Consider the following 25,442-nt stretch of genomic DNA (forward strand, 5'->3'; position numbering starts at 1 on the left):
TTAAAGATGAAATAGCTACTTTATTTCAAGGCGTACAGCATGAATATCGTCGTCGCATTGTTTCCCCTCGTTGCATTAATCGCGATGGGCTATGTGCTTAAATACACACAGTTTGTTCAGGATGAATTTTGGGTAAATTCAGAAAAACTTAATTACTACGTTTTATTTCCTGTGCTGCTTTTTTTGAATGTATCAGCCGTGCAATTGGATATGAACACCGTTTCACGAATGTTGACAGTACTGGTTGCGGGCACCTGTTTGATCAGCATTGTGTTGTGGGGGATCAAGCAGTTTATGCATATCCCCGTGCAGCGTTTTGGCGTGTATATCCAAAGTCATATCCGTTTTAATACCTATATTGGTTTATCCCTTATGGGCGCTTTATTTGGCTCCACAGGCATGCAGATGTTTGCCATGTTAATTGCCGTTGCAGTGCCCTTAGTCAATATTATTTCAGTCTTGGCGTTTTCAAATTTAAGTGTGAAGCAATTGAGGCAGACCTGTCAGTCAATCGCAAAAAATCCCTTAATTTTAGGCTGTGTTGCAGGGGTATTGTTTAATTTATCAGGCTTGAGTCTGTTTGAAGGCTTACCTGAACTATTAAAAATCTTGGCAGCCATGAGTTTACCGCTCGGACTACTTTCTGTTGGGGCAGCATTACAGTTTCAGCAAATGCGCGCCGATCTACGTCGTTTAAGTTTAAATACGATAGGGCGTCTCATGTTAATGCCATGTATTGCTTATCTATTGAGTACTTGGATGGGTCTGACTGATTTTGAGCGAATGATTTTAGTGGTCTTTTTTGCTTTGCCAACTGCATCTTCGTCTTATATTTTGACACGCTATTATCAAGGTGATTCACAACTGATGGCGGCCATTATTAGTGTACAAACCATTGGTTTTGGCTTGATGTTTCCATTGCTCATGTTGATCGTGCATTAATCATGCTGAAATACTATCACGCTGATTTTAAATAAGATAAAAAAAAGCCCGCATGATGCGGGCTTTTTTTGTTACTCGAAATTAAGCAAATTTTGCCAATACTTCGAGGAAACCTGCGCTTTGACGTGGGTATTGAGCAATCACGTCATGAATACGCTGACCTTCAGGATTAGTTGCGTTCACATCACGGCCATCGGCAACGAATTGAGTCAAAAGACGCTCATAGTCATTTGGACGCATATGTTTGAAAGCATGGTAAAGCACGTGAAAGTCGCCATTCACTCCTTCAGGAGGAAGCTGAGTAAGGTAGGCAAATACACGCTCATCTGACCATTCTTCGTTGAACGTTGCTGGCTGAGATAATGCCATCGCAATCTCCTTGCTGGTTTAAAAATACAAAAAGGCAAATATGAGTACGCAAGTAAAATAGTTTTATTCGCCGTCTCTAAGTTAAGCGACTCATTTTATGGTTGGATCAAAAGTTATTTTTTTTATCCCGTTTACTCGAAGCAAAGCTTTTGATCTAACAAAGGAATAAAACTAATCCAGCCCACTCGAAGCAAAGCTTCTCATCTTGCGGCTGGGTAAAGCAGCGCTTTACTGATCCAGCCTCACATTTTGCCTTGATTCAATTTACTTGGCTAATCAGAATTCAGATTAACGTTCTTCAGGCAAATTGATATTCATTTCAAGCATTTCAATATTCGCTTCAGAACGAACAGACATTTGAATATGTTGCTCATCTACACCACGAACATAGCGGTTTACTACTTGCATGATTTCTTTTTTCATCATGTCAATCTTGTCTTGGCTGAGGCGTTTACCTAAACCATTTTCAGATGCCACGATGACTTTTAAACGGTCTTTTGCCGTTTGTGCGCTTGAGGGTTTCTCGTCGCTGCTAAAAAGTTTGCTCCAAAATCCTGCCATGATTACGCTCCAAATAGACGTGCTAACCAACCCTTAGGTTTTACCGTAATGTGACGGTAAGGGCGCTCTTCACCAAGGAAACGTGCAACAAGGTCATCATACGCTTGGCCAGCCGCTTCTTCTGTAAACAGAATCACTGGTTTACCTTCGTTTGATGCTTGTAGAACGCTTTTACATTCAGGAATAACACCTAAAGTCGGTACGCGTAAAATATCTTTTGAAATGTCATCAATCGTCAACATCTCTTGTTTATCCGCACGTTCTGGATTGAAACGTGTAATACATAGATGCTTACGGATACGACCTTCGTTTTGTTCTACTTTTTTGGTTTTGCTGTCGAGCATACCAATAATACGGTCAGAGTCACGTACCGAAGAAATTTCTGGGTTCGTTACAATAATCGCTTCATCAGCATGATACATTGCTAAAATTGCACCACGTTCGATACCCGCAGGTGAGTCACAAATAATGTAATCGAACTCTTGAGAAAGTTCGTCCATTACACGTGCTACACCTTCATCTGTTAACGCGTCTTTATCACGTGTTTGAGATGCTGGCAAAATGTAGAGATTTTCAATATCTTTATCGCGAATAAGCGCTTGTTGTAATCGAGCTTCGTTATTCAATACGTTTACAAAGTCATATACAACGCGGCGTTCACAGCCCATGATCAAGTCAAGGTTACGTAAACCCACATCAAAGTCGATCACAACAGTTTTGTGGCCGCGAAGGGCTAAACCTGTTGCAAAAGATGCGCTTGTAGTTGTTTTACCTACGCCACCTTTACCTGATGTTACGACAACAATTTTCGCCACCGAATCCACTCCTGTTATGGTTTAAATCCCCTTTTTTAATTAGGGGTTTGGTGATTATTTATACATTAAAATTGCAAAGCTTCAAATACTAGCTCTTGCTGGTCATTCAAATAAATATGTACTGGCTGTTTGACCACATGAGGTGGAATGTCATCAGCGACACAGTAAGTCCCTGCAATTGAAACCAATTCAGCTTCTAATGAATGGCAGAAAATACGTGCAGCCGTGTTCCCACCAGCTCCGGCAATGACTCTACCACGAGCACTACCATAAATATGTATATTTCCTGAAGCAATTACTTCTGAACCGCTATTAATACCAGCATTAATAATGATATCGCCATGGTCTTGGACTAAACATTGACCTGTACGCAAGATTTCATTGTGATACGACGTAGCATGACGAATGGTCGGTACTTCGACTGCAGCAATTTTATCTTCGGTTTTTTCTTCTGCAGGCGCGGGTTCTTCAACCACTTGTTCGCGTGTCGGTTTAACTTGTTGTAGTTTGCGATCCGCAGGAACTACGGGAAATTGGATAGCACGTGCTTGGTCCGATAGCGGACCTTCAGTGACACCAATCGGTTGAATTTCAATACTAATAAGTAGTTGAATCAGTGCAATTAGTTCTTGATCAACCGTACTTTCAATCACGGCTAATGTTCCGGGTGGAAAAGCCTTTTGGAACATTGGAGTAAGTTGCTGGCGGATCGCATCATGATCATTGGTATCGAGGTGAATGCGAATCGCATTGACCATTTTGCCTTTTATCCGTATATCAGCCATATTGAATCCTTGAGACTTCTAACTATTACTTTTGTGCCGAAGTAGTTATGTTGTAAATAGAGCAAATCCTAGAACAATTTGCATGAATACTCTAGCGGAGTTCGCAATTATTTTTGACTAAGTGTTTATTCTGTAGCTTGGTCCTGTTCCTGCATAATCTGCTGCCACTGTTTTACTTTCACTTGCTTACGAATAGCCTCTAGACTTTCAAAAACCGCAGAGCGAACCAACTCATCCAGCTGGGCATTATTTTCGATTTCAATACGGCTAACACGCTGTGAAATGTCTAAATATAGATTGGGTTTTTGAGCCGTCGATGTATTGGGATAAGCCAATGGGGAAATTAACCCATGGGTAATATTTTCACCTAAGCGTTGCCCGATACTTTGAATCTGCTGTTCAATACGGCTGCCAACGATCGGCACTAAACGCAATAGCTGCGTGAGTTCTGGGGTATCTTCGATGGCCTGACTGACGATCTGTCCGACATTTTTGGCGATCAATTCACGTTCAGCACACAGCTCTTTGCTTAAATTTTCTTGCAAAATTTCGGCCAAGACTTGGGTAAATAACTCTCGGTGATGCTGGACGACATTGCTAATCAAATCTTTATGTGTGGTACTGGTATTGAGCTCATGCTTAACACCATCTAACACGGTAAGTACCACACGATCTGACAGTTCTTCCATCACGACTCGATAGTAGAACAATGCCTTTTTCTGCCATGCAGAAGGCACGATTTGATAGCCCATTTCATACAGTCGATAAGCAATCACGCCCGCACGAAATAAACGCAGGAAACGTAAATGCGGCACAATAGCTAAAATTTCGTACCAATGTATAAACGGGAAGAAGAACCAGCGCTGATGGTGCTTGTTGATGATGGCAATCGCCCAGCGCACCAACAATTCTACAATCAAAAAGATAATGAACCACGCTTCGGTAGTAATCACCCATGGATGTAAATGTTCACGGTAAAAACTCAGCACATCGGGCAGGTGGATACTGTTAAAGAACCAACTGCCAAGATTGCTCATGAGGAAAAAGTTCATGCACAGGCAGAACAAGTTAAAAACAATAATAAACACCATGAATATGTCATAAATCAAAAACAGTTTGAATGACCAACTGTTTGGATTGACATGATGATATTTAGATTTCTTGTTTTGCGGCATGCTGTTCTGCGACATAAAACTTCTTCTTAATTATTCAGTAACTGAGTATTTAGCTTTCATACGAGTAATGAGTTGGTCTTTCTCCGTCCACAGCTCATCCACCCAATGCTGAAATTTTTCACGGAATTCTGCATCATCTTCATAGTTGCCGCCATGCACCCACGTTGGAATTTCAATTTTACGTAAATCCACGGCGATACGTGGAACTTCACCTAGCCAAAATTCGCCATAACCTGGTGCACCATTTGGATAGACGATGGTCATATCTACGAGAGCATCAACTTGATCCCCTAAAATATTGAGTGCCAGTGCTAAACCACCCGCTTTTGGCTTAAGAAGGTTTTGATACGGTGATTGCTGCTGCACATGCTTTTCAGGGGTAAAGCGAGTGCCTTCCAAATAGTTCAGCAGGGTAAAAGGCTGGCTCAATAACTGTTCACAAGATTTACGCGCTTCTTCCATATCTCGATATTTAAGTTCAGGATTTTTCGCGATTTGTTCTTTGCTATGACGTTTCATCATTGGGAAGCCTAAAATTTTAAAAGCTTGTCCAACAAATGGAATGAAAATGAGTTCCCATTTGGTAAAGAAACGCGTCAGTGGCATACGGGTTAAACCAAAATATTGGTTAACTGTTGTATCGACCCAACTCTGATGGTTACAGGTCATGAGATAGCGACCATGCAAATTTAAGTCGAGGCCTTCATCGATGGTGATATCCCATTTTGTGTTGGGTAAAACGTGATCAATTAACCAGTTATTGACCGTGAGCCAACTGTTGGTAATTTTTATGTTGGTTTCATCAACCTTTTTTGATTTTTTAAAGAGTTTGGTTAGACCAAGGGCTAGTACAGGAGGACCATGGAAAAAAGTACTGCCTGTCATAACTGAACCGACGGTAAGTCCTTTGCTAATTTTTTTTAGTGTCGGTTGCTTATTTGTTTGAGATGACATATAAAAAGTCCTAGCGGAAATTGTCCAAATAATGATTGATTCTAATAAATATAGTTCGAGTTGATTAAATAAAAAAGGGCATCTGCAGAACTGTGAAGAAATTGTGATGGAATTAACAAATAAATCTCGTATTCATATTACAAATTGTAACTAAACGTTTTATTATTAACAAAAAATCAATGGTTCAGCCATTTGTTTTACTTCATCATTTCAACCATACAACAAAACACAAAGAAGGAGGCATGCAATGCGTGCACTAGTAATTTCGGCAGTAGTTGGGGCAATGGCACTTACTGGTTGTCAAAACATGGAATATGACAAAGCAGCAATCGGTACTGGTTTAGGTGCTCTTTTAGGCGCTGGTATTGCTTATTCTAATGCTGATAAAGACAAAATGGGTCAAGCAGCTGCAATTGGTGCTGTAGTTGGCGCGGGTGCTGGTCTTCTTCTTGATAAGAAAGAACAACGTCTTAAACAAGAATTGGCTGGTACTGGTGTTGACGTAGGTCGTAATCCAGATGGTTCGATCAACCTTGTTATGCCATCAGTAACTTTCGCAACTAACTCTTCAACTATTCAATCTCAGTTCCAATCTGCGTTGAATGACGTTGCTAAAGTATTGCGTGAAGACGGTACTGCAAACAAACTTGCAATCGTTGTACACGGTCACACAGACAACACTGGTTCTGATGCGATCAACAACCCACTTTCTCAAAACCGTGCAAACTCAGTGAAAAACTACCTAGCATCTCAAGGTATTTCTTCAACTCGTATTACTGCACGTGGTTACGGTTCAACTTCTCCAGTAGCGGATAACTCAACTGCTGCAGGTCGTGAACAAAACCGTCGCGTAGAAATCTCAGTTTACGAAACTAAATAAGTTTTAGTTCGAAACGAAAGGCCACCCTCGGGTGGCTTTTTTTATGGCATTTTTAATGACCGATAAAATACATTTTGCATTAGGCAAGATCGTTTCAGATGACTATAATCATCCTCGAATTAATAAGAGGAAAGACTATGTCACTGGCAAGTCAGTTGAACGACAAGCAACTTGAAGCAATGAAATACACTCAAGGACCCTTGTTAGTACTTGCAGGGGCAGGTTCAGGCAAAACATCGGTGATTACCCGTAAAATTGCCTATCTGGTGAAGCATTGTGGTATTCCTGCGCACCGTATCACCGCAATGACCTTTACCAACAAAGCTGCGCGTGAAATGAAAGAGCGTGTGACGAAGCTGATGAGTCGTGAAGAGGCAAAAGGGCTGTCGGTTTCTACATTCCATAACTTCGGGCTAAACATGCTCCGTTTGGAATTAAAAAATACACCACTGAAAAATAACTTTTCAATTTTAGATGCAGATGACTGCAAACGCATTTTGATGGACTTAATGCATCGCGACAATTTATCCGGTGCAGAAAGTAAAGAGCTGATTGCCAAAGCCATGAAAATGATTTCAGATTGGAAAAACGATCTGATTCCACCTGAGCAAGCGCATACCACCTGTGAAACAGCAGAAGACGTTCAGTTTGCACATCTGTATCAACTGTATGAGCGTAATTTACGTGCCTACAATGCTGTGGATTTTGATGATTTGATTGTCATGCCGACGCGCTTATTACAAGAAAATGCAGAAGTGCGTGATCGTTGGCAGAATCGAATCCGCTATTTATTGGTCGACGAATATCAAGATACCAACACCGCGCAATATATTTTGGTGAAATTACTCGTGGGTGTTATGGGACAGTTCACCGCGGTAGGTGATGATGACCAATCGATTTATGCATGGCGTGGTGCTAAGCCTGAGAATATGGCTTTATTGAAGGAAGATTTCCGTAATCTGAAAGTGATTAAGCTTGAGCAAAACTATCGCTCGACCAGTCGTATTTTAAAAGCTGCCAATACAGTTATTGGCAATAACCCACATATTTTCGATAAAAAGCTTTGGTCAGATAAAGGCCATGGTGAAGTGATCCGCGTGATTACTTGTCGTAATGACGATGATGAATCAGAACGCGTCGTAAAAGACTTGATTACGCACAAGCTGATGAACGGTAAAAATTGGAAAGACTACGCCATTTTATACCGTGGTAATTTCCAAGCGCGTGCTCTAGAGACACAGCTACGCCAAATGCAGATCCCGTATAAATTATCGGGTGGTCAGTCTTTCTTCGCTCGTGCTGAAATTAAGGACTTGATGAGCTACTTACGTTTGATCATCAACCCTGAAGATGACAGTGCATTTTTACGAATTATCAATACGCCAAAACGTGCGATTGGTCCTGTGACTTTGGAAAAGCTTGGCTTATTTGCGCAGGAAAGTAATTTATCCTTACTCAGTGCAGCAGGTGACCAGCGCTTAAGCATGGCGATTCCGAAAAAAGCCACAACCCAATTGGCCGAATTTGCGGACTTTATTTCGACCTTTACTCGTGAATTATTAGAAGATGATGAACCTGTTCCGATCATTCGTCGCATGATGATTGAAGCGGGTTATATCGACTATGTTAAAGAATCTGCAGCTACACCTGCGCAGGAAAAAACCAAACTGGATAATATTGAAGTGCTATATAGCAGTATTCAAAGTTTGATAAACCGCGCTGAAGATGTAGATGAAAAGAACATTGAAAGTGTGATTCGTAAAATGGTGCTGCTCGATATGTTAGAACAGCAACAAGAAGAAGAAGACACCGATAAAGTCAATTTGTTAACACTTCATGCGTCGAAAGGTCTGGAATTTCCATTCGTTTATTTGATTGGTCTGGAAGAAGAAATTCTACCGCATAAAAACTCCATTGCTGCTGACACGGTCGAGGAAGAACGACGTTTGATGTACGTGGGGATTACTCGTGCACGTCAAGGCTTAACTATGACTCTAGCAGAGCAACGTAAAGCCGGTGGTCAAATGCGACAAATGACACCAAGCCGTTTCTTGGACGAACTGCCACAAGATGAATTGGAGTGGTTAGGCCGCAAGAAAAAGCTGGCAGGGGATATCGATCCTAAACAGCAAGCACAGCATTATTTAGAAAATTTACGCGCGCTGATTAAGCGTTAAAGCTTAAAGCGTAGAATATTTTATTTATTTTTTGAAATTCGTTTTATTGAAACAGGAATGAACCATGAAAGTTCAAGTTAAAGTTCTCGACACACGTTTAGGTACGGAATGGCCAATGCCAACTTATGCCACAGCAGGTTCGGCAGGTCTTGATCTCCGTGCATGTGTAGAAGAAACCACCGTAATTGAACCGGGTCAAACTGTTCTGGTAAAAACAGGCCTATCGATTTATATCGAAGATACTAACTTTGCAGGTTTAATTCTGCCACGTTCAGGCTTAGGTCATAAACACGGAATCGTGTTGGGTAACTTGGTCGGTTTGATTGACTCAGACTACCAAGGTGAATTGATGGTATCTGTTTGGAACCGTAGCCAAACGGCATTTAGCCTAGAGCCGGGTGAGCGTTTAGCACAATATGTTTTAGTGCCAGTTGTACAAGCTCAGTTTGATATTGTGGATGAGTTTGAAGCCACTGAACGAGGAGCAGGCGGTTTTGGTCATACAGGTAAAAACTAATCAGCGCAAGACTTTTGATCCAGTGTGTTGACAAGTAAATGCCTACAATCAAGTAGCTAATAAAAACCATCCTCGTGATGGTTTTTATTTATATCATTTTAATTTATTAAAAATCAAACCTATATTTAGAGTGTTTAGGCTTTTATCAATATCGTTTATAGGCTTATCTCGAAAAATTTAATTCTGATGAAATTACTCGGTTTATATTTTAATAGAGAAGAATAAATTGAGCCTTGTTTGTTGATTTAAATTTAATCAATTTACTATATTTGTACAGAGTGGAAGAGGGGTTTAAAAATGTTTGAAAAGTAAAATAAATATAGATGAACGCGTGGTTTGATATTTTATAAATTGTAAAGTCTTGATTTATTTAAAAAAATAATTTAGAGATAATAGGTGTTTTTGGATTGATTTTAAGTTTTTGATCAGTGTTTAAATATTATTAATTGATTATTAACTAAAATTGTTATAAAAAAGTTACACTTTTTTTCAGGATTTTATCCTTTAATTAAAAGCTTAAATTCTAAATAGAATTTAAGATTTTTTAATTAATAAAGATGTAATTAGAAGAACATAGTATGGGTTCACTGTTTAGTCACTTTCCGCAACATATTTTTCGTGCATATGACATTCGCGGGAAAATATCGCTCTTAAATGCTGATTTAGTTCAGTCAATTGCTTGTGGCTTAGTCAAACAATATTTAGATGTAGGGCAAAAGAGACTTGCCATTGGCTATGATGCGCGTTTAACCAGTCCAACCTATGCAAAAATAATTCAAAAAGTCTGCCATGAGGCTGGCCTTGAAGCGGAAATTATTGGCTGCTGCTCAAGCCCGATGTTGTATTTTATTGCGGGACAATTTCAAGGCAATGGCATTATGGTGACGGCGAGCCATAATCCAAAATCAGATAATGGTATCAAGTGGATTATCAAAGGTGAGCCACCTTGTCCAGAGATGATTCAACACGTTGCAGTCGAAGCACGAAATTGTTTTTCATCGGAACGTGTGCATTTGATGACTGAAATTGAGCCACACGAAATCAAGCCTGAATATTGTTTGGCCTATCAGAAATTTATTTTAGATGACATTCATTTACAGCAACCACTTAAAGTTGTGATCGATGGCATGCATGGTTCAGCTGGGCATTGTGCAGCCTTATTATTAAATAAATTAGGCTGTGAAGTTTTGGCATTACGTTGCCAAGCTGATGGACATTTCCCTGATCATGCTCCAGATCCATCACAGCTCAAACATTTAACCCATCTCCGCCAAGCCATACAGCTACAAAAAGCCGATATTGGCATTGCTTTAGATGGTGATGGTGATCGTTTAGTGCTGATTGATGAAACTGGCAAAGTCGTTTCTGCAGATCGATTATTGTGTTTATTTGCTGAAATTTGTTTGACTCAAAAACCACATGCAGAGGTGGTATTTGATGTGAAATGTTCAACAATGATTCGGGATACCGTGTGCGATTTAGATGCGCAGCCTGTCATGATTCGAACGGGCAGTAGTTTCTTGCGAAAATATATTTCCCAATCTAAAGGCAAAGCGGTTTTTGGTGGTGAATACGCAGGGCATTATGTTTTTAATGACGGTCGTGGTGGTGGCTATGACGACGGTCTATATGCTGCCTTAAGGGTCTTAGAATATATTCAAACTCAGGGGCTGACATTGTCAGAAGCTTTGGCGAAATATCCAGAGCGCTTTAGTACCGAAGATTTATATGTCAGTACGCATCAGCATGATCCAGCGGAAGTTTTAAAGCAGGTTGAAGCCAATTCTACGCGAATTCTGGCACAAATCAGTAAAATTGATGGAATACGCCTTGATTTTGATGATGGATTTGGCATCATTCGAGCATCGAATACAGGTGAGTATTTCACTTTACGCTTTGATGCCAACTCATCAGCACGCTTAAAAGAAATACGAGATCTGTTTGTTTCCATGTTAGTTGAGCACTATCCAGACATTGCTCATGACATTCCAGATGCTCAATAAGGAGAGGCAAATGCCACATCAACATACTGGCATCGACAAAGCACAAATCCTGACGGAAGCTTTGCCGTATATTCAACGTTTTGCGGGTAAGACGCTGGTAGTGAAGTATGGTGGTAATGCCATGACCGATCCTGAGCTTGAGAGCTCATTTGCACGTGATATCGTGCTGCTGAAAACGGTTGGTTTAAATCCGATTGTGGTTCATGGCGGTGGTCCACAAGTGGATTCATTCCTCAAACAATTAGGCCGTGAGTCTGATCGTATCGACGGTATGCGCGTGACTGATCCTGCAACGATGGAAGTTGTCGAGATGGTCTTGGGCGGCAGCGTGAACAAATCGATTGTGAACTTAATCAATAAACACGGTGGCCGTGCAATTGGTTTAACGGGTAAAGATGGTAATTTGATCCGTGCGCAAAAATTATTGATGGAAAAAACAGCCGAAGATGGTTCAGTAAAACAGATTGATTTAGGTCTAGTTGGCGAAGTGGTTGGTGTGAAAACTGACGTACTTGAAATGTTTACCCAAAGCGATTTTATTCCTGTGATTGCACCATTAGGTGTAGACGAAGACGGCAACACCTATAACATCAATGCTGACTTGGTTGCAGGTAAAGTGGCTGAAGCATTGGGTGCGGAAAAGCTAATTTTATTGACCAATATCACGGGTGTTTTAGACGAAAATAAAAATCTGCTGACTGGGTTAACCACCCAAGAAGTCGATCGTTTGATTGAAACTGGCGTGATCTATGGCGGCATGATTCCGAAAGTTGGCTGTGCATTAGATGCAGTCAAAGGCGGCGTAATCAGCGCACATATTGTTGATGGTCGTGTACCTCATGCAACATTACTTGAAATCTTTACGGATCATGGTGTGGGTACATTAATCACCAATCGAACCAATGTGAAAAAAGCTTAAGATACTTAGCATTTTTTGATATAAAAAAGCCTCTTTTGAGGCTTTTTTATTATTTATCAGTTGGCTAAGTAACTTTTGAAAAGATCAAATAATGTATTTGCCCTGTTGGATTATAAAAACTCTTACAATGGCGCCGATTTTAGATTTACAACAACTAAAACTGTCATGCACAATAGAGAAATCATAGATTTACTGCTGAAATGATCGATATGTGCCAGCTGCTCGGAATGAATTGTGCGACTCCTACCGATATAACTTTTTCGTTTCGGGGATTTTCGCAGCGAGCAGGAATTACCTCAGATCATTGTGATGGCTTTGGTATCGCTTTTTTTGAAGATAAAGCATGTCGTTTATTTGTCGACAATCAATCTGCTGTAGAGTCTCCGATTGCTGAGCTGATCCGAAACTACCCGATTAAATCTCGCAATGTGATTGCACACATTCGTAAAGCGACACAAGGCAAAATTAATCTTGAAAACTCACATCCATTTAGTCGTGAATTGTGGGGCAGACAGTGGATTTTTGCACATAATGGCGACCTACATGGCTTTCAGCCTGAGCTCACAGGGCGCTTCAGCCCCGTCGGCAATACCGACAGTGAATTGGCCTTTTGCTATTTGCTCGAGCAAATGGTGAAACGTTTTGGTTATACCGAACCTACACTCGATCAGGTGTTTGATCTGTTATTAGAAATTTCTCCTAAAATTGCAGAACATGGCACCTTTAATTTTTGTTTGTCGAATGGGCAGGCGCTATTTAGTTATGCGATTACCAAGCTGCATTGGCTGGTTCGAGAGTTTCCATTTCAGCCTGCACAGTTGATTGATATTGATGTTGAAGTCGATTTTAGTGAAGTCACTACGCCTGAAGACCGTGTTGCCGTGATTACCACTGAACCCCTAACGCAAAACGAAGTTTGGACAGCATTTGAGCCGGGTGAAATGATTTTATTTCAACATGGTCGTCCAATTCGTGCTGCAAAGACGGTTGTTGAACGTTTAGAACGTGAGCGGCTGGACCCATCTTTAAAACGTGTCACACGTGCAGATCAGTATTAATTTTGAATGAAAGATATTCATTATAAAAATGAATATCTTACACTTTATTGAATTAAGGGTGTTTTCTAAGATATTGAATTGATTAAAAAATATCTTAGCTTTATACTCGGGATTAAATAAATTAACATAATAAAAACAATTGATTACAATATAAATGGCAGTATTTCAATTAAAACCAACCTTTTTACTTCATTTTTATTTAAGTTCTTTAATTATATGATGAAATTTACGTGATAAGTCCTTCATATTTATAGGTGGTCGTAATGAAAATGAAATGGGTTCCAGAATACAATACTGGTATCGATGTGATTGACGATCAACACAAACGGATTCTTGACTACATCAATGAAATTGATGGCATTGACGCAAATACAGATCGTGATCGTGTAAAACAAATTCTGGAAAACATTATTGATTACACGCAATCACATTTTACCTTCGAAGAATCTTTACAAGAAGAAGCGGGTTATAAATATCGTGTGCCACATAAACGCGTACATGATTTATTTATTAAAAAAATTGAATCTTACCGTGACCGTTTTGAAATGGGGCATGCGATTGAAAATGAATTACATGAAGTGCTTTCAAAATGGCTGATTAACCATATTCAGCACGATGATGCTGATTATGTCGGTGCGGTTAAAGAAAATATGATGGGTATCATCAAAGAAAAAGAAAAGAAAAAAGGCAAAAATTGGTTTGCACGTTTCTTTTCATAACCTCAAAAAATGAAATAAAAACAATTAAATTCTAATAATATCATTTGCGCAGCAAATCACCTTTAAGGTGATTTGCTTTTTGTTTTTGATTTTCAAGGCACAGCAAGGCAAAATAGCGCTAGAATTTTCAAAGGAATTTGTCATGCAGGACAATGCGATGTCGAAATGGTTATCGCCACTGATGGCGTTCTGTTTATCTTTTATCATTATTGCAACTTTAGCACCGGTAACAGGTATTCAAATTGAACGTCAGCTAGATTTCTGGCTGTTGTGGCTAGGTACAATGCTTATTTTAGCTTTACCGCTATGTTATTTGGAAATTGCTTTAGCAAAACGTTCAAAAATTACAGCAGTTCAAGCACTGTCTTCGCTAACACGTGATGCGGATGCTTCACCCAAATGGCGTATAGTCGGTTGGCTTGCCGTAGTATTTATTCCATTTTTAGCAGGTGCCATGCTTTCAGCCGCGTCGCAATATGTGGCAATTTTTACAGCTAATGGCTTTGCCTATAGCATTATTTTGGCTGTCCTTGCGGTCATTGCATTTGCATTGTCGTTTGTACCACGCCAATTTTTAGTGATTTTGACCGCTATTGGTGTGATTGCTGCAGTAGTTTTAGCGAATGTTATGGGAACTGCCTTACCAGAGTGGAAAATGACTGCGCTCGAATTTAGTGAGTGGGGCAATGCAACTGTCTTGGCGCTCGTAGCAAGTGGTTTGGGGATGGGCTTGTATTGGCAGTCAAGTTTACCAGCCGTGAAGCAACAAGAGATTGCAAGCAAAACGGTATTTCCGATTTGGATCGCTCAACTTTTGGCAGTGGTTGCTTTTGCCTTTTTCGCAGCAAAAGCACAAGTATCTGCTTTAGCACTGGTTGTGGGTTTAGTCGCAGCTTCAGCATTGCTGATTCAAATGGCACGTGAACAATTACAACAACGCCAATTGGCCATAGTGGTGCAATGGGCGATTTTATTGGTTGCGGTTTTTGTATGGGCACTGAGCACTGTTGTTCCAGTATTTAATATTGCCTTGTTGATTTGGGGCTTAATTATTTGTCTGATTTATGCGATTTTCGCAGGTTGGATTATGAAGATTAGTCATCTACGTAAGTCAATGAACTTCAGTCATGAAACCTTTTATAATATTTGGCGTATTGCTGTACGTATCGTAGTGCCCTTGTCAATAATATTGGCATTGGTGGCTGTGATTGGGCAGTTATTCTAATGACAGCTCAGTTACAAGTGTGGGTGGCTTATGCGAGCGTGGAACAGCAGATATTAATTCCTCTAATCTTTAATCCCGGTATGACGGTTGAAGATGCTATTGTGCAAAGTGGCATTCGAAAACAAGTAGATTTACCAGAAGTATTAACACTAGGAATCTTCGGGGCGCGTGTAAGCGATTCATCTCAGTTACTTGAAGCAGGTGATCGTGTCGAAATCTATCGTGCATTAACCATTAATCCGAAAGATATTCGTCGTAATCGCGCCAAGAAAAATCCCGTTGGTCGTTATTGTCGAGGCAATCGTTTCAAGCAATTGTACTTATAAAAAAAACCCCTAAATTTAGGGGTTTATTTTTATCTGAAAGCGACTATAGTGGTGGCGCAGTTAAAATCGCTTCTTTAGAACCTGGTAAGCCAGGTTGAGACTCTGGAATGGTTTCTAAGCCTTCAATTTTTTGAACGATACCGTTTTGGTCAAAGAAGATTTTTAAGTGTTGACCATGTGCAGCAGGAATCTTGGCTTTTTTAGCATATGTTCCTGGGGTATACTTATAAATGTAGTCCCAACGTAACGGATTCATTGGATCGGCAACAGTTGGACTACCTAGCAAAAAGCGAACTTGTTGGTGGCTCATTCCCACTTGAATTTTAGCCGCTTGTGCTTGAGTTAAAGGTGTACCTTGTGGAATATCAACTTTATAAACGCCCAAGGTTGAACAGCCTACGAGCAATGAAGTGACAAATAACGTCAGCATGATTTTTTGCATTTTGCTAAACTATCCCAAATTAATTATGATGCATTTGATCCAAGGATAGATCATACTGCATCTAAACTTTGTTGCATATTCCAACTTTAATTTTGTTGAGAGACCTTTTTTCATGCCTATTTCAAATCAAGATTTACGTAAAGCTGGACTTAAAGTTACACTTCCACGAATTAAAATATTGGAATTGCTTGAAAATTCAAGACAACATCACTTAAGCGCAGAAGATATTTATAAGACTTTACTTGAACAGGGTGAAGATGTGGGTTTAGCAACTGTGTATCGCGTGTTAACACAGTTTGAAGCTGCAGGTATTATTCAACGCCATCATTTTGAAAACAATCATTCTGTTTTTGAGATTATGCAAGAAGATCACCATGACCATATTGTGTGTCAAAACTGCAATAAAGTGGTGGAATTTACTAATGATGTGATTGAGCATGAGCAACATCAAGTGGCAGAAAAATTTGGTTTCCAACTTACAGGTCACTCATTAAATCTTTATGGCTATTGTGATGCGCCTGAATGCCAAGAAGCATATCGTAAAAAATAATCCGATGCGGATGAGAATGAATAAAAAACAGACTTCATGTGAAGTCTGTTTTTTATTTCCGAAAGCGTTTAAGCAAAATTAATGTTGACCATCAAAGGTAATATTTGAATTTGCACGCAGTAAATGCTCACCGCCTTCTTCAGACAATTTAATTTGTAGACGCAGGTCGTTCGGTGAGTCGGCATGTTTGAGCGCATCTTTGTAGCTAATTTGCTTGGCTTTATAAAGGTCATATAAGGCTTGGTCAAAGGTTTGCATACCTAGTTCACGAGAACGCTTCATCAGGTCTTTAATTTCATGCACTTCACCCTTACGGATTAAGTCTGAAATTAAAGGTGAGTTGATCAAAATCTCAATGGCAGCACGACGTGAATTACCATCAATGGTTGGAATCAACTGCTGCGCAACCATTGCTTTTAAGTTCAAAGATAAGTCCATGAATAGCTGACTATGACGATCTGCTTCAAAGAAGTGAATGATACGATCGATGGCCTGGTTGGCGTTGTTGGCATGCAGTGTTGCAAAAACCAAGTGACCGGTTTCAGCAAAGGCAATCGCATAGTCCATGGTTTCACGTGAACGAATCTCACCAATCAGAATCACGTCAGGTGCCTGACGTAGCGTATTCTTTAAGGCAACTTCGAAGGAGTCGGTATCAATACCCACTTCACGTTGGGTAATGATACAGCCTCGGTGTTGGTGTACAAATTCAATCGGGTCTTCAATTGTAATGATATGACCTTTGCTATTTTCATTACGATAGCCAATCAAAGATGCCAAAGAGGTTGATTTACCTGTACCCGTTGCACCTACGAAAATGATAATGCCACGCTTGGTCATCGCTAATTCTTTTAAAATCGGCGGTAATTTCAACTCATCCATCGTTGGAATAACGGTTTCGATACGACGCAGAACCATACCTGGCTGGTCACGTTGTTGAAAGGCGCTGACACGAAAACGAGCAGATTTACTGGTATTACTAATGGCAAAGTTACATTCGCGCGTATCGGCAAATTCCTTACGCTGTTTGTCAGACATAATCGAATGTAAGATTTGACCGACAGTCGGGCCCGGTAACTTAGTCGAGCCAATTGGCAAAATTTGCCCATTGATCTTAATCGAGGGTTCAACATCGGCTGTAATAAACAAATCCGATGCTTTTTTCTCCACCATATAATCAAGTAAGCCGTTAAAATCCATAACGATCGCCCCAGAAAAATAAAAAAATTACAAGAAAGATTCGGGTTGTTTTGCTGCAGTCCGTGCAGTTTGCGTACTAATAATGCCTTTTGCGACAAGGTTTTTTAAGCTTTGATCGAGTGTGGTCATACCGTAGTTGGCACCCGTTTGAATCGCTGAATACATTTGCGCAACTTTGTTTTCACGAATCAAGTTACGGATCGCAGGAATACCGATCATGATTTCATGCGCAGCTACACGACCACCGCCATTTTTCTTGAGTAGGGTTTGTGAAATTACGGCTTGAAGTGATTCAGATAACATGGCACGAACCATGTCTTTTTCTTCAGCAGGGAATACGTCAATCACACGGTCAATGGTTTTTGCCGCAGAGGTTGTATGGAGTGTACCGAAGACCAAGTGACCTGTTTCAGCGGCTGTCAGTGCCAAACGAATGGTTTCAAGGTCACGCATCTCACCGACTAAGATAATATCCGGGTCTTCACGCAGTGCGGAACGAAGTGCTTCGTTAAAGCCGTGGGTATCACGGTGTACTTCACGTTGGTTGACCAAACATTTTTTAGATTCGTGTACAAATTCTATCGGGTCTTCGACCGTTAAAATATGGTCATAACGGTTGTCGTTAATGTAATCAACCATCGCAGCAAGCGTGGTTGATTTACCCGAACCTGTTGGACCGGTCACCAATACGATGCCACGTGGATATTCACAAATATCTTTGAAGATTTGGCCCATGCCAAGATCTTCAATGGTTAGTACTTTTGAAGGAATGGTACGGAATACGGCACCAGCACCACGGTTTTGGTTAAATGCGTTCACACGGAAACGAGCCACACCAGGGACTTCAAATGAAAAGTCAGTTTCTAATTTTTCTTCGTAATCACGACGCTGTTTATCGTTCATGATGTCGTAAACCAATTTGTGCACTTCTTTGTGTTCAAGAGCAGGAAGGTTGATACGACGAACTTCACCATCCACACGAATCATTGGTGGCATACCAGAAGATAAATGTAAATCCGAAGCGTTATTTTTGGCAGCAAAGGCCAATAGTTCTGTAATGTCCATAAAATCCCCGAGATAAAAATTAAATCTTAATTATTTTGATAGAATAATAAGGCTTTCCCACAGCTTAACCAACACTTAGTTGCAGGGCAATGCAAAAAAAGATGAATGAAATGAGAACCCCGTCAATGAATAAACTTCAAGAAGCACGAAATCAAGTTTTGCAGCAAATTGAGCAGGCTTGCCAACTTGCGGGTCGCCCACAGCAGTCGGTTGAATTATTGGCTGTATCAAAGACGCATCCTGCTGAAATGCTAAGAGAAATGTATGCAACGGGGCAACGATCATTTGGTGAAAACTATCTGCAAGAAGCGCTTGAAAAAATTGAGGCTTTGGCAGATTTAGAAATTGAGTGGCATTTTATAGGCCATGTGCAGCGCAATAAAACCAAACATTTGGCTGAAAAATTTGCGTGGGTGCATGGGGTAGACCGTTTGATTATTGCGGAGCGTTTATCAAGCCAGCGAGACGCAAGCCAAGCACCTTTGAATATTTGCCTACAAGTCAATATTGATGCGCAAGATACGAAGGATGGCTGTCAGCCGAATGAAGTTGCAGATTTGGTCGCTCAGATTTCTGCACTACCGAATTTACGCTTACGTGGATTGATGGTGATTCCTGCACCCAACAATCCGCAAGCGTTTGCTGATGCCAAAGCGCTCTTTGAACACGTCAAAGCACAGCATGTGAAACCTGAAGATTGGGATACCTTAAGTATGGGGATGTCAGGTGATATGGTGGATGCGATTGCTGCGGGATCCACCATGGTTCGCGTGGGAACAGCATTGTTTGGTGCACGTGATTATTCGAAATAGGACAGAAGATTCAGCCTGCTTTCAAAAACCAAGCTTATAAAGTGTAAGCACAGCAGATAAGTTTTCACAATGGATGAAACCTATGGGTTCAAAGTGAGCCTTTTAATTTGAACTTTCCATTAAAGTTGAGTACAAAATAATCAGGATGTTTTTGATTTTGAAGTAATTCAACACTAGGACAAATAGGGAAGTTCATGACGGCATATTATCAGTTGATTCAACGCGAAGTAGATGCGCAAGGCTGTGTCACGGCACATTACCGTTCGACCGATTTAGCACAAGGTGCATGGAATGCACATGAACAGCACATGGCGCCTGCTACAGGAATTATTTGTGCTGAATTAAATCAATTTTCGCCACGTGAAGGCATGCGAATCGGGCGCATCAGCCTAGATATTTTGGGCTTAATTCCTGCTGGAGAGTTTCAAATAATTACGCAAGTGATCCGTCCTGGAAAAACTATTGAGTTGATTGAATCTGAAATGCGGGCGCAGGGCAAAAGCTGTATTGTCGCAAGGACATGGCGAATGATGACGCAAAACTCAATAGATATTTCTGGAGTTGAAGATCATCAGGTTTGGGGGCCAGAAAATGCGCCCATTTGGGAAGAGATACACCAATGGCCGGGCGGGTTTATTCAGTCGATTGAAGCTCGAAGTCATGAGCGACGAGCTGGTAAAGGTATTGTGTGGCTGAGAACACAGCATGACATGGTTGAAGGTGAGCCGACTGCTGATTTTGTCCGTTTAATGGGCATGGTTGATACCGCCAATGGTATTGTTCCGCGTCAGGATTGGCCATTTGGCTGGGGCTTTCCAAATCTGGATCTACAAATCCATTTGCACCGTTTACCACAGGGACAGTGGTTAGGTCTGGAAACCGTGCAGCAGTATGGAGCGGATGGTGTTGGTTTGAGTAGTTCTGTATTGCATGATGTCCATGGCCCATTTGGGCGTAGTGAACAGATTTTAACGCTACGTCCACTCGGGACGTAATGATCTAGAGAATCAAAAATTATAAAGCCTGCTTTAAGCAGGCTTTTTTTAAGATACGATTTGGATGGTGCTTGCACCTGCTCCGACAGGATTGACTTGAATTTGCACAGGGATTCGTTCGTGCATTTCTTGAATGTGAGAAATTAGCACGACTTTACGCCCTTGGTTTTGTAGCTGATCCAGAGCATTCATCACCATGTGCAGACTTGAAGCGTCTAGCGTGCCAAATCCTTCGTCAATAAATAGGCTTTCGATTTTCGTTGTTCCTGATGCCATGCTTGCAATGGCTAAGGATAAAGCGAGTGCTGTTAAGAACGACTCACCACCTGAAAGCGAAGAGACCGAGCGGGTTTCACCATCCATATCATGATCGACAATGGCTAGGCTTAATGAGTTTTCAAGGCGCTTTAAGGTATAGCGCTGTGAAAGCATCGCCAATTGCTGATTGGCATATTCAATTAAAATTTCGAGGTTATATTGCTGTGCCAAATCACGGAATTTCTTGCCCGTTGCATCGCCCATTAAGCTAGAAATCTTATTCCAACGATGTTCCTCAGATTGTATCTGTTGAATCTGATCGGTAAATTGCTGCTGTTTTGCTACATTGCGTTGATGTACTTCGAGTTTGAGTTTCACTTCATCACGCTGTTCCATCACTTGGGTTATTTGTTCAACCAAACTTTGTAATTGTGAGAGTAGTGCTTCAAATTCGATTTCAGGCTGCAGCACTAAGTGCTGCTGTAGTTGCTCATCCAATGTTTTCTTAGCAGATTGAGCATCGCTATATGCACGTTCAGCCGAGCTAATTTGCTGTTTCAGTTGCAGCTCTTGCTCATGTGTAATTTCACTGAGCTGCTGTAACAAGGCGTCATTAAAATCAATATGCAGCGCTAACCACTGTTGAATACTCAACGCGGCTGCATTTTGTTGAGTTTGCAACTGTAGTTGCTGTGCCTGATATTTTTGCAGTGTTGCTTGTGCCGTATCAAAGGCTTGGCGTCGCTGCTCAAATTGTTGACGTACCGTATTAAACTGAGTCTGCAGCTGTTGTCGGTTTTGCTCAAACTGTAATAACCATTCATGCGGTTTTTCAACAGTTACTTGAGTCATGGTAAAAATAGCTTGGATTGCAAGATCGCTATTTTGTTTACCTTCTTCTAACAGTGTCGAAATGCGTTTTTCAGTTGCAGCAATATTCTCTAGACTGAATTTACTGCGCTGTTTTGCCTGTTCCAGCTGCTGTGTTATTTGATTCAGCTGAGCATTTAGTTCATTACGTTGTTTTAAGGTGTTAAGACGTTGCTGTAATTGAATATAAATTTCTTCAGCAGCGGTGCGGGTTGACTGCTGCCATGCGTATTTTTCAGTGTCATCCAATAAAGACAAAATAGGTTGAATATTTTGTTCCGCATGCTGTATTTCTGTTAGCTGCTTTGTCGTGTGCTGAATGTATTGAGTCAAAGTATAGCTGTTTTGCTGCGCCTGTTCATGGGTTTTTAAATCAGCTTCTGTTTGCTGCAAAGATTGCTGTGTTTGTGCAATATGATGCGTTATAGCCGTTTCAAGCAAGCTCAAATCTGAGTGCAAATCGTATGGAATATTCAGTGCATTAAGTGATTGCTCAAGCTGGGTTTGGGTATTGCTCTGTTGCGTGCTGATTGCGGTGAGTTGCTGTGCATTGGCTTCAAAGGCAGTGGACTGCTGTGTGTATTTTTTTTGCAGTTGCTGCCACAGATCAAACGTTATTTTTTCCTGCGCTAGTGCTTGCTGTTCCTGCTGTACTTGCAGTTTCAATAGTTCATGGGAAAGCACATCTTGGTTATATGTATAAGGGTGCTCGGTGCTGCCGCAGACCAAACATGCTTCACCTGCAACCAGATTTGCTCTGAGCTGTTCAATATTTTCTGCATGCAGTAATCGCTGCTGCTGCAGTACAGTTTGCAAATTCTCTCGAGCTGCTTTTTGTGCATGAAATTCAGTTTCAGCCATGCTGCATTGCTGCTGATTCTGTGTGAGATCACTTTGCAGTTGGTGCTGGTCTTGCAATTTTTGCTGATGTTCAACATGAATGGCGTGGTAATGCTGCCAATGACTCTTGGTGATATCTAATTGATTGATGCGATTTAATAAGTCTTCACGCGCTGTACGCAAGCCCGTAATTTTCGAGTTAAGTGCTTGGTCTTGCCCAAATTGCTGAATGAGCTGGTCAAGTTGCTGTTGTTTTTGTGCCACTTGTTGCGTGGCTTGAGCGACATCACCATATTGCTGCTCAAATTGCACATAACTTTGAATAAAACGCTGTAAAGGGCTGAGATGTGCAGACAGTGCTTCATCCAAAATTTGAAAATGTGCTGTTTGCGAGAGTAGGGTATTTTGCTGCGCTATATTTTGTTCTAACTGCTGCTGTACTTGTAACAATTGCTGTTCGGCTTGAAGCAGCGGGGCATGCTGATCTTGCAGTTTTTTGAGTTCATCTTTTACAGCAATTAGCTGATCGCCTAGCACTCGGCGGTCGGCAATTCGCGCACGTACTAAATCAATTTGATCTTGATGATCAACTTCAAATTGGTGCTGCTGTTTTTGCTGTAGATCAAGTTGTTTAAATTGAGTTTTTTCATGATTAAACTTAATTTCAATTGCGCTGAACTGCTGCTGTGCTTGAGCCAATTGAGGCTGCAGCGTTGCTATTTCAGTACTTAAATTCTTGCGTTGAATGATGCTTGGACGGATTGAGGCGAATTTTTCCAGTTGCTGCAATTGCTGCTTCTGCGGCTGCAGTGCATCGAGTTGCTGCTGTTGAACAGCCAAATATTGCTCACGTTGCTGAATATCCGCAATCAGTTTATTTTTGTGTTGAAACCATTGCTGCTGTTTGAGCAATTGCTGCTTTTCACTTTCGAATTTTTGGTAAGACTCTGTATGACTTTGAAAATTCGCCGTGTATAAGGCAAGATCTTCATCCGATAAAATTTCAATATCACCGAGTCGAACTTCCAAAGCCTTACGCTGATTGGCAATTTGCTTGGTTTTTTCAAAGGCCAATTGACCAATTTTCCCGAAAATACTGGAATTGGTTAGATACTCCAATAGCTCGCCACGTTCATTATCACGCGCTTTTAAAAAAGCGGTCACTTCTGACTGAGCCAGTAAAACAGCACGAGTAAATTGCTCAAAACTGAGTTGAGTAATGCGTAAAATTTGGCTCTCAACCGCTTTAGTTTTATCTGCAACGACACTGCCATCCGTTAAGCATTTCAGTGAACGCTGTACGCTTTGCAATTTGCCATTTGGGTTTTCACGGGCACGTTTAATTTCCCAACGCGCTGAATAGACTTTTTGGTCTTGGGCAACAAAGCTGAGCTCGGCAAAGCCTTGACCTGTGCCACGGCGTAATACGGTTTGCGGTGAGTTGGTTGGCAACTCTGAACCATCGATATCGATCAGTTTACCATCGCTGTCTTTTAAACGTGGCACACGATTAAACAGCGCCAAACACATGGCATCTAAAATGGTTGATTTACCTGCACCAGTTTTGCCAATAATTGCTACTAAGCCTGCACTGGCTAAAGGCTCAGATTCAAAATCAATAAAATGTTCACCCGCTAAAGATGCCAAGTTTTTAATACGTATAGATAAAATTTTCATGGCAATTCCTTAAGCGTTCACATCATCTTCAAGTGATTTTTGTGCTTCATCGACCAAACTTAAAAAATCTTTCATTACGGTGTCATCAGCACCATAGCCTTGTTTTTCCCAAAGGTTTTGGAATAATTTTTCAGGCGTAGGTGGATCAAGGTTGATTGCGGCTTGTTGCTGATTATTTTGATCTGAGTTTAAATAACGGCGGCTGATGCGCACCAACCGATAACGGTTCGGTGCTAAAGCCTCTTCAAACTGCTGTCTTAAATTAGGTGCAGGCGGGGTGTCGGTATGGTATTCAATTTCGACATATTCACGCTGATCAATATCTTCAATTTCACCGTTCGCCAAAGCAGATAATTGTGCCAAAACTTCTGGAATTGTGCCTTTGATGCGATGCAATTGCACACTGCGCGGAATTGCTAAGGACCCCATTTGAAAGCGTGATTCATCTGTTTGAGTTGGATCAATACTGATCTCAAGCACTTGGTGCTTATAATTAATTTCACTAAATGACAGGGGAATCGGTGAGCCGCTATAACGGATATGGGTCTGTGCGACTTTTTGCGGTTTATGCAAATGCCCAAGTGCGACATAGTCAATTACATCATCAAATAGGGCAGTCGAAAGCGCTTCTTCATTGCCAATAATAATCGGGCGCTCTGAGTCCGACGTTTCACCGCCTTGCATGTGGGCATGTGACATTAAAATTAAGGCTTGATCTGAAGTTTTACGTGCTTTGGCTTCCGCAATTAATTGCTGATGCACATAGGTAATAGCGTTTTGGCTATTGGTGGTTTGATCATTGAATCCGGTGATCTCGGCAGCCCGTAAAAAAGGTAAGGTTAGACACCATGCCACAATATTTTTGTGTTCATCATAAATAGGCACGAGTAATCGGTCTAAATCGAGCTGACCTTCAGTATTTTTATGGACCACGCCAACAGCTTTGGCATGGTATTTTTCTAATAATGGCTCAACTTGTTCAATACGGTAACCTGAGTCATGATTGCCTGCGATCATCAGGGTTTGCATGTGCGGGGCACGCACATGCGCATCGGCTAAAAATTGATAGAGCTGTTTTTGCGCTTTGGAAGCTGGGTTGATGACATCAAAAATATCGCCAGCTATCAGCAGGGCATGCGGCTGCTTTTGTTCTATTTGTTCGAGTAACCAATGAAGAAACTGTTCGTGTTCGTAGTCACGTGAGTGGTTATAGAAGAATTGTCCTAAATGCCAATCAGAAGTATGAAAAAAACGAACAGTCATGCAAGCCCCCAAAAATCAAAAAAATTGATTGGGGTCTAAAGTATC

General features: G+C 41.0%; 24 protein-coding genes. 13 read left to right on the forward strand and 11 right to left on the reverse strand.

Going from position 1 to position 25,442, the window contains the following annotated elements; all coding sequences use genetic code 11:
* The first annotated feature begins 39 nt into the window (after positions 1–39).
* Positions 40–942: an AEC family transporter gene (locus FTU83_RS03990; protein ID WP_180105709.1), complete on the forward strand. Its 903-nt coding sequence runs from the start codon at positions 40–42 to the stop codon at positions 940–942.
* Between the two features lie 81 nt (positions 943–1,023).
* Here FTU83_RS03990 and FTU83_RS03995 read toward each other — a convergent pair whose 3' ends face one another.
* The 6 genes from FTU83_RS03995 to FTU83_RS04020 all read right to left on the reverse strand — a co-directional run bounded on the left by FTU83_RS03995 (position 1,024) and on the right by FTU83_RS04020 (position 5,601).
* Positions 1,024–1,311, reverse strand: coding sequence for a PA4642 family protein (locus FTU83_RS03995; RefSeq protein ID WP_067766167.1), 288 nt, complete (start codon positions 1,309–1,311; stop codon positions 1,024–1,026).
* Positions 1,312–1,599: 288 nt separating this feature from the next.
* The gene (minE, locus tag FTU83_RS04000; protein ID WP_078190039.1) at positions 1,600–1,872 is read right to left on the reverse strand and encodes a cell division topological specificity factor MinE; all 273 of its coding nucleotides are present in this window, start codon (positions 1,870–1,872) and stop codon (positions 1,600–1,602) included.
* Positions 1,873–1,874: 2 nt separating this feature from the next.
* Complete coding sequence (gene minD / locus FTU83_RS04005) at positions 1,875–2,687, reverse strand: septum site-determining protein MinD (RefSeq protein ID WP_067670152.1); 813 nt, start codon at positions 2,685–2,687, stop codon at positions 1,875–1,877.
* Between the two features lie 65 nt (positions 2,688–2,752).
* A complete protein-coding gene (gene minC, locus FTU83_RS04010; protein ID WP_078193110.1) occupies positions 2,753–3,472 on the reverse strand; it encodes a septum site-determining protein MinC in 720 nt (239 codons plus the stop codon).
* Positions 3,473–3,597: 125 nt separating this feature from the next.
* The gene (locus FTU83_RS04015; RefSeq protein ID WP_373685355.1) at positions 3,598–4,662 is read right to left on the reverse strand and encodes a preprotein translocase subunit SecA; all 1,065 of its coding nucleotides are present in this window, start codon (positions 4,660–4,662) and stop codon (positions 3,598–3,600) included.
* 15 nt (positions 4,663–4,677) lie between these two features.
* Entirely contained in the window at positions 4,678–5,601 is a 924-nt protein-coding gene (locus tag FTU83_RS04020; protein ID WP_180105710.1) for an acyltransferase, read from the reverse strand.
* A 247-nt stretch (positions 5,602–5,848) separates the two neighbouring features.
* On the opposite strand from FTU83_RS04020, the gene FTU83_RS04025 reads away from it, so the two are divergent.
* From FTU83_RS04025 to FTU83_RS04065, 9 genes are all read left to right on the forward strand, one after another.
* Positions 5,849–6,481 carry an OmpA family protein gene (locus FTU83_RS04025; RefSeq protein WP_078190036.1) on the forward strand — a complete coding sequence of 211 codons (633 nt, stop codon included), beginning with the start codon at positions 5,849–5,851 and terminating at the stop codon, positions 6,479–6,481.
* Between the two features lie 137 nt (positions 6,482–6,618).
* Positions 6,619–8,658, forward strand: coding sequence for a UvrD-helicase domain-containing protein (locus tag FTU83_RS04030; protein ID WP_078193107.1), 2,040 nt, complete (start codon positions 6,619–6,621; stop codon positions 8,656–8,658).
* A gap of 64 nt (positions 8,659–8,722) precedes the next feature.
* Positions 8,723–9,175, forward strand: coding sequence for a dUTP diphosphatase (gene dut, locus FTU83_RS04035; protein ID WP_111885270.1), 453 nt, complete (start codon positions 8,723–8,725; stop codon positions 9,173–9,175).
* Between the two features lie 578 nt (positions 9,176–9,753).
* Positions 9,754–11,178 carry a phosphomannomutase/phosphoglucomutase gene (locus FTU83_RS04040; RefSeq protein WP_180050362.1) on the forward strand — a complete coding sequence of 475 codons (1,425 nt, stop codon included), beginning with the start codon at positions 9,754–9,756 and terminating at the stop codon, positions 11,176–11,178.
* 10 nt (positions 11,179–11,188) lie between these two features.
* Positions 11,189–12,097 (forward strand): acetylglutamate kinase, encoded by a 909-nt coding sequence (gene argB / locus FTU83_RS04045; RefSeq protein WP_078190033.1) that lies wholly within the window; start codon positions 11,189–11,191, stop codon positions 12,095–12,097.
* A 209-nt stretch (positions 12,098–12,306) separates the two neighbouring features.
* Positions 12,307–13,155 carry a class II glutamine amidotransferase gene (locus FTU83_RS04050; protein WP_111885279.1) on the forward strand — a complete coding sequence of 283 codons (849 nt, stop codon included), beginning with the start codon at positions 12,307–12,309 and terminating at the stop codon, positions 13,153–13,155.
* Between the two features lie 263 nt (positions 13,156–13,418).
* A complete protein-coding gene (locus tag FTU83_RS04055; protein ID WP_078190032.1) occupies positions 13,419–13,874 on the forward strand; it encodes a bacteriohemerythrin in 456 nt (151 codons plus the stop codon).
* A gap of 142 nt (positions 13,875–14,016) precedes the next feature.
* A complete protein-coding gene (locus FTU83_RS04060; protein WP_180004250.1) occupies positions 14,017–15,099 on the forward strand; it encodes a hypothetical protein in 1,083 nt (360 codons plus the stop codon).
* Positions 15,099–15,425, forward strand: a complete 327-nt coding sequence (locus FTU83_RS04065; RefSeq protein WP_180004252.1) for an RnfH family protein — start codon at positions 15,099–15,101, stop codon at positions 15,423–15,425. The genes FTU83_RS04060 and FTU83_RS04065 overlap by 1 nt, the downstream gene beginning before the upstream one ends.
* Positions 15,426–15,468: 43 nt before the next feature.
* On the opposite strand, the gene FTU83_RS04070 is transcribed toward FTU83_RS04065, so the two are convergent.
* The gene (locus FTU83_RS04070) at positions 15,469–15,867 is read right to left on the reverse strand and encodes an outer membrane protein assembly factor BamE (RefSeq protein WP_078193102.1); all 399 of its coding nucleotides are present in this window, start codon (positions 15,865–15,867) and stop codon (positions 15,469–15,471) included.
* A 112-nt stretch (positions 15,868–15,979) separates the two neighbouring features.
* Between FTU83_RS04070 and fur the strand changes: the two genes are divergently transcribed.
* Positions 15,980–16,417, forward strand: coding sequence for a ferric iron uptake transcriptional regulator (gene fur, locus FTU83_RS04075; RefSeq protein ID WP_078193101.1), 438 nt, complete (start codon positions 15,980–15,982; stop codon positions 16,415–16,417).
* A gap of 78 nt (positions 16,418–16,495) precedes the next feature.
* Here the strand turns inward: fur and FTU83_RS04080 are convergent, their stop codons facing one another.
* On the reverse strand, positions 16,496–17,617 hold the full coding sequence (locus FTU83_RS04080; RefSeq protein WP_168379063.1) for a PilT/PilU family type 4a pilus ATPase: 1,122 nt from the start codon (positions 17,615–17,617) through the stop codon (positions 16,496–16,498).
* A 27-nt stretch (positions 17,618–17,644) separates the two neighbouring features.
* Positions 17,645–18,682, reverse strand: a complete 1,038-nt coding sequence (locus tag FTU83_RS04085; RefSeq protein ID WP_078190026.1) for a type IV pilus twitching motility protein PilT — start codon at positions 18,680–18,682, stop codon at positions 17,645–17,647.
* 125 nt (positions 18,683–18,807) lie between these two features.
* Between FTU83_RS04085 and FTU83_RS04090 the strand changes: the two genes are divergently transcribed.
* Entirely contained in the window at positions 18,808–19,494 is a 687-nt protein-coding gene (locus FTU83_RS04090; protein WP_180105711.1) for a YggS family pyridoxal phosphate-dependent enzyme, read from the forward strand.
* A gap of 194 nt (positions 19,495–19,688) precedes the next feature.
* Complete coding sequence (locus FTU83_RS04095) at positions 19,689–20,489, forward strand: thioesterase family protein (RefSeq protein ID WP_180105712.1); 801 nt, start codon at positions 19,689–19,691, stop codon at positions 20,487–20,489.
* A gap of 48 nt (positions 20,490–20,537) precedes the next feature.
* Here FTU83_RS04095 and FTU83_RS04100 read toward each other — a convergent pair whose 3' ends face one another.
* Both FTU83_RS04100 and FTU83_RS04105 read right to left on the reverse strand, forming a co-directional pair.
* Positions 20,538–24,134, reverse strand: coding sequence for an AAA family ATPase (locus FTU83_RS04100; RefSeq protein ID WP_180105713.1), 3,597 nt, complete (start codon positions 24,132–24,134; stop codon positions 20,538–20,540).
* 9 nt (positions 24,135–24,143) lie between these two features.
* Entirely contained in the window at positions 24,144–25,397 is a 1,254-nt protein-coding gene (locus FTU83_RS04105; protein ID WP_373683884.1) for an exonuclease SbcCD subunit D C-terminal domain-containing protein, read from the reverse strand.
* Between the last annotated feature and the right edge of the window lie 45 nt (positions 25,398–25,442).

The organism is Acinetobacter sp. YH12152 (genome assembly GCF_013418285.1).
GTDB lineage: Bacteria > Pseudomonadota > Gammaproteobacteria > Pseudomonadales > Moraxellaceae > Acinetobacter > Acinetobacter amyesii.